Origin of the sequence: Streptomyces sp. NPDC051173 (genome assembly GCF_040689515.1) — a bacterium.
Classification (GTDB): domain Bacteria; phylum Actinomycetota; class Actinomycetes; order Streptomycetales; family Streptomycetaceae; genus Streptomyces.
The window spans coordinates 25,461-31,534 of record NZ_JBFBBD010000080.1 but is presented as its reverse complement, the minus strand read 5'-3'; the positions used below and the strand labels follow the sequence as shown (position 1 = coordinate 31,534).

Here is a 6,074-nt window from a genome sequence, read left to right as displayed (position 1 = left end):
CAGGCTCCGGAGATTCCCCTGGTGTCGAACGTGACGGGTGAGCTCGCGGCCGCGGAGCTGGTGTGCTCGGCGGATTACTGGGTGCGGCACGTCCGCGAGACCGTCCGCTTCGCCGACGGCGTCAAGGCCCTGGCTGCCGAGGGTGCTTCGGTCTTCCTGGAGCTGGGGCCGGACGGTGTGCTGACGGCCATGGCCCAGCACAGCCTCGACGGCACTCCGGTGGCCGTGTCCGCGCTGCGCAAGGACCGCCCCGAGGAGACGGCCCTGCTGACCGCGCTCGCGCGCCTCCACGTGGCCGGTGTCGAGGCCGACTGGGCCAGGCTCTTCGACGGTACCGGTGCCCGCCGCGTCGACCTGCCCACCTACCCCTTCCAGCACGAGCGCTACTGGCCCAGGCCCGCCGCGCTCACCGGGGACGTGACGGGCGCGGGCCTCGCGTCGGCGGAGCACCCGCTGCTGGGCGCGATGCTCGCTCTCGCGGAGTCCGGTGAGGTGGTGTTCACCGGCAGGCTCTCGCTGGAGACCCACCCGTGGCTCGTCGACCACGCCATCGGCGGGAACGTCCTCTTCCCGGCCACCGGCTTCCTGGAACTGGCCCTGCGCGCCGGGGACCAGGTCGGGTGCGACCGGATCGAGGAGTTCGTCCTCCTCACCCCCCTGGTGCTGCCGGACAAGGGCGCCTCGCTCGTCCAGGTGCTGGTCGGAGCGCCCGACGAGGCGGGCGCGCGGACGATCTCCGTGCACTCGCGCCCTGACGGCGCGCCCGACGGGCAGTGGATCCAGCACGCCAACGGCACGCTGACCAACGGGGAGCGGACCGTGTCCTTCGGCCCGGAGGCCTGGCCGCCGCGGGACACCGTGGCCGTCGACCTGGAGGGCTTCTACGACGGGACCGGGTACGGTCCCGCGTTCCAGGGTCTGCGCTCGGTCCGGCAGCGCGAGGACGAGGTCTTCCTCGAAGCCGCGCTGCCCGACGACGCCTCGGGTGAGGCCGGGGCCTTCGGGATCCACCCGGCGCTGCTGGACGCGGTGTTGCAGGCGCACAGAATGGCCGGTGTCGGCGAGGACGACCAGCTCCTCATGCCGTTCGCCTGGCAGGGGGTGTCGCTGCACGCCGGCGGTGCCCCGATCGTCCGGGCCCGCGTGACGAAGACCGGCGACGACCGCGTGTCCATCGCGGCCGTCGACGTCGAAGGCGCGCCCGTGCTGTCGGCGGAGGGCCTGATCCTCCGTGGCATGTCGGCCGCTGCGGCGGCGCCGCGCGGCGCGGAGTACGACCCGCTGTTGTCGCTGGACTGGGTGCCCGCGCCCGAGACTCCGGCCGCCGAGGTCCGGTGCGTGACCCTGGGCGCCGACCGGCTCGGCACGGGCGCGCCGGTCGCCTCCCTGAGCGACCTCACGGGTGACGAGGACCTGGTGCTGGCCCCCGTGTCCGGCACGGGTGACGGCGTGCCCGCCTCCGTGCACGAGCTGACGGCCCGCGTCCTGGGCCTGGTCCAGGAGTGGGCCGCCGGGCAGCAGCCCGCCGGATCGCGTCTGGTGTTCGTCACGGGCGGGGCCGTCGCGGCCGACGAGAAGGACACTGTCCGGGATCCGGCCGCGGCCGCGGTGTGGGGTCTGGTGCGGTCGGCGCAGTCGGAGCATCCGGGCATGTTCGTCCTGGTGGACGCCGAGGCCGGGGACCTGCCGGCCGTGCTCCCGGCCCTGCCGGGGCTCCTGGCCGCCGGGGACGACCAGTTCGTGGCGCGCGAGGGCGCGGTCCGGGTGCCCCGGCTGGCCCAACTGGGCAGCGGTGCGGGGCTGCTGCCGCCCACCGGAGTGCCGTGGCGGCTGGACCCCGGGGCCAAGAGCGGCCCGGACGACCTGCTGCTCGCGCCCTGCCCGGAGATCCTGGAGCCGCTCGCACCCGGACAGGTGCGCCTCGCGGTCCAGGCCGCCGGTGTGAACTTCCGTGACGTCCTCAACTCCTTGGGGATGTATCCGGGCGAGGCCGGGAAGCTGGGTGCAGAGGCGGCCGGTGTGGTCACCGAAACCGGGCCCGGGGTGTCGGGGCTGCGTCCGGGTGACCGGGTGATGGGCCTGGTGTTCGGCGGTTTCGGCCCGGTGGCCGTGGCCGAGGAGCAGCACCTCGTCAGGATCCCCGACGGCTGGTCGCCGGCCCGGGCGGCGTCGGTGCCGCTGGTCTTCCTGACCGCCCTCTATGCCTTGAAGGACCTCGGGGGCCTGAAGCCCGGCGAGCGGATCCTCGTGCACGCCGGGGCCGGCGGCGTGGGCATGGCGGCGATCCAGCTGGCGAAGCACCTGGGCGCCGAGGTGTTCGCCACGGCGAGCGAGGGCAAGTGGGACACCCTGCGCGAGCTGGGCGTGGCCGACGACCACATCGCCTCGTCCCGCACCCTCGACTTCGAGCAGCGGTTCCTTGAGGTCACAGACGGCCGTGGCGTGGATGTCGTGCTCAACGCCCTGGCCGGGGAGTACGTGGACGCCTCGCTGCGGCTGACCGCTCCCGGCGGCCGGTTCCTGGAGATGGGCAAGACCGACATCCGCGAGCCCGAGTCGGTTGCCGGTGCGCACTACCGTGCCTTCGATCTCGCGGAGGCGGGTCCGGAGCGGACCCAGGAGATGCTGCTGGAACTGCTGGAGCTGTTCGCCGCCGACGTGCTGCGCCCGCTGCCGGTCGCGACGTGGGACGTGCGGCGGGCTCCGGAGGCCTTCCGCCACATGAGCCGGGCCCGGCACATCGGGAAGATCGTGCTGACCATGCCGCAGGGCTGGGCGCCGGAGGGCACCGTACTGATCACCGGCGGCACCGGCGGCCTGGCCCGGGAACTCGCCCGGCACCTGGTGACGCGGCGGGGCGTGAGGCACCTGCTGCTGGCCGGCCGGAGCGGCCCGGACGCGCCCGGCGCGGCCGAGCTGCGCGACGAACTGACCGGTCTCGGAGCCGAGGTGACCCTCGCCGCGTGCGACGTGGCCGACCGGGAAGCGGTGGCCGGGCTGGTGGCCGGTGTCCCGGTGGAGCATCCGCTGACGGCCGTCATCCACACGGCCGGCGTTCTCGACGACGGTGTGGTCACCTCGCTGACTCCCGAGCGGCTGTCCGGTGTGCTGCGGCCCAAGGCGGACGGTGCCTGGCACCTGCACGAAGCCACCGCTCACCTCGACCTGGCCGCCTTCGTCATGTTCTCCTCCATCTCGGGCGTGACCGGCACACCCGGCCAGGGCAACTACGCCGCCGGCAACGTCTTCCTCGACGCGCTCGCCCGGTACCGTGCGGCGAAGGGCCTGCCCGCCCAGTCCCTGTCGTGGGGCGCGTGGGCCCAGGGCAGCGGGATGACCGCCGCGCTGTCCGAGGCGGACATGCGGCGCATCTCCTCGTACGGGGCCTCGCCCCTCTCCGTCGAGCAGGGGCTGGCCCTCTTCGACGCGGCGCAGGAGTGCGACGCGGCTCACCTCGTCGCGCTCGGCCGGGCCGCCGGGCCGGTACGGGCCACGGGCCCCGTGCCGCCCGTACTGCGCGGCCTGGTCAAGACCGGCCGCCGCGCCGCCGCGGCCACCGCCACCGGAGGGGACGCGGCCGGGCAGTTCGTCCGGCAACTGGCGGAGCTGGGCGAGGGCGAGCGCACCCGCCTCGTGACCGACCTGGTGCGGGCCGAGGCCGCGGCCGTGCTCGGACACGCGTCGGCCCAGGACGTCGAGGTCCACCGGGACTTCTTCGAGCTGGGCTTCGACTCCCTGACCGCGGTCGAGCTCCGCAACCGGATCGCCGCGGCCACCGGGCTGCAACTGCCCGCGACCGTCGTCTTCGACAACAGGACCCCCGAGAACCTCGCCACGTGGCTGCACAGCGAACTCGCCGTGCAGCCGGGCCCGGACGGTGCCTCCTCCGGTGCGGGGCGCGGCGGCCCGGCCGCCGGGCAGGAGGTCGACTCGCTGGAGCGGATGTTCCTCGCCGCCGTGGACAGCGGCAGACTCCTGGAGGCCCGGCGCATGGTGACGGCGCTGGGGGCCATCCGCCCGACCTTCGAGAACACGGCCGAGCTGGAGGACCTGCCGCTGCCCACCACGCTCGCCGAGGGCCCCGGCAAGCCCCGGCTGATCTGTGTCAGCACGCCCACCGCCAACGGCGGCGTCCACGAATACGCGAGGTTCGCCGCGCCCTTCCGCGGCCTGCGGCACGTCTCCGCCCTGCCGCTGGCGGGGTTCGCCGCGGGGGAGCGGTTGCCGGCCACGGCCGCGAGTGCGACCAGGGTCATCGCGGAGAGCGCGCTGCGCGCGAGCGACGGCGAGCCCTTCGTCCTGGCCGGACACTCCTCCGGCGGAGCGTTCGCCTACGCGGCCGCGGGCCTGCTGGAGAACACGTGGGGTATCAAGCCCACCGCCGTGGTGCTGCTGGACACCCTCAGCATCCGGCACGAGAGCACCGAGGACATCGACTACCTCGGCCTGATGCGGCGGTTCTTCTCCGTCGACGAGGTCTCCCCGGTGCGGATGACCAACTCCAGGCTGTCCGCGATGGGTTGGTGGATGACCCTGCTGAAGGGGATCGAGGCGCAGCCCACGACCGCCCCCGTGCTGACCGTCCAGGCGGTGCGGCAGGCCGACGGCGTCGCGCCCTCCGGGGCCGGGTCCGACGGGCCGGGCGGCGCGGAGCAGCGCCCCCTGGTCCCGTCGGCCTTCGTCCGCACGGTCGACGCCGACCACTTCTCCATGGTCAAGGCGGACGCCGAGGCGACCGCGGAGATCGTGGAGAGCTGGCTCGGCTCCATCGGCGGGGCGTGAGGCGCCGTCATCCCTTCCCGTACCACGTTCCAACGAGTTACCAGTTCCGAATCATGTGTGAAAGGCAGGACCGGCATGACCGCTTCCTCCCGAGAGCTGCCCACCCTCGGCCTCGAGCCGCCCGAGTTCCTCCGGGTGAGCCCACTGCTGCGCGAACTGCAGGAGCAGGGGCCGATCTGCAAGGTGCGCACTCCCGCGGGTGACGAAGGGTGGCTGGTGACCCGGCACGCCGAGCTCAAGGAGCTGCTGCACGACGAGCGCTTCGGCCGCTCGCACCCCGACCCGGCCAACGCGGCGCGGTACGTCAGGAACCCGTTCCTGGACCTGATGATCACCGACACCGACGCCGAGGCCGGCCGCCGGACGCATACCGAGACCCGCCGCCTGCTCACACCGATGTTCTCCGCGCGGCGCGTGCGCGAGATGGCGCCCAGGGTCGAGGCCATCGTGGAGGCCGCGCTGGACGACTTCATCGCCCAGGGTGCGCCCGGCGACCTGCACGGCGGCCTCTCCACACCCGTCGCCCTCACGGTGCTCTGCGACATCATCGGCATATCTCCGCACAGCCGCGGGGAGTTGATGGCGCTGCTGGGCCGCATGGCCCTGCTGGACAGCCGCGAGAGCGTGGAACGCGGGCAGCGCGACCTCTTCGCGTTCGTCGAGGGACTGGTCGCGCAGAAGCGCGCCGAGCCCGGCGAGGACATCATGACCCGCCTCTCCGAGGGCGGGCTCCCCGAAGCACGCGTGGCGCCGTTGGCGGTGGGCCTGCTGTTCGCCGGGCTGGACAGCGTCGTCACGATCATGGACCACGGGGTGGTGCTCCTGGCCGGCCATCCGGAACAGCGCGCGGCGGCCCTGGCCGACCAGGCCTCCATGGTCCACGCCGTGGAGGAAGTGCTGCGTGCGGCCAAGGCCGGCGGGTCGATCCTGCCGCGCTACGCCACCGAGGACGTCGAGACCGGGGGAGTGACGATCCGGGCCGGTGACCTGATCCTCTTCGACTACAGCCTGCCCAACTTCGACGAGCGGGCCTTCGACGGACCGGAGCGGTTCGACATCACCAGGGCCCCCAACCCGCACCTGACCTTCGCCCACGGCATCTGGCACTGCATCGGCGCCCCCCTGGCGCGCATCGAACTGAACACCCTGTTCACCAAGCTGTTCACCCGACTGCCCGATCTGCGCCTGGCACTTCCGGCGGACGACCTGCGGCTGCTGGAGGGCCAGCTGTCCGGCGGCTTCACCAAGCTGCCGGTGACCTGGTAGCTCCCTGCCAGCTCTCTGCCAGTTCC

Annotated in this window: 2 protein-coding genes; both read left to right on the top strand. The window is 73.5% G+C overall.

What is annotated here, in order from left to right; translation table 11 throughout:
- Positions 1-21 precede the first annotated feature (21 nt).
- Positions 22-4,782, top strand: coding sequence for an SDR family NAD(P)-dependent oxidoreductase (locus AB0435_RS28965; RefSeq protein WP_366428314.1), 4,761 nt, complete (start codon positions 22-24; stop codon positions 4,780-4,782).
- Between the two features lie 75 nt (positions 4,783-4,857).
- Positions 4,858-6,048: a cytochrome P450 gene (locus tag AB0435_RS28960; RefSeq protein ID WP_366428313.1), complete on the top strand. Its 1,191-nt coding sequence runs from the start codon at positions 4,858-4,860 to the stop codon at positions 6,046-6,048.
- Positions 6,049-6,074 lie beyond the last annotated feature (26 nt).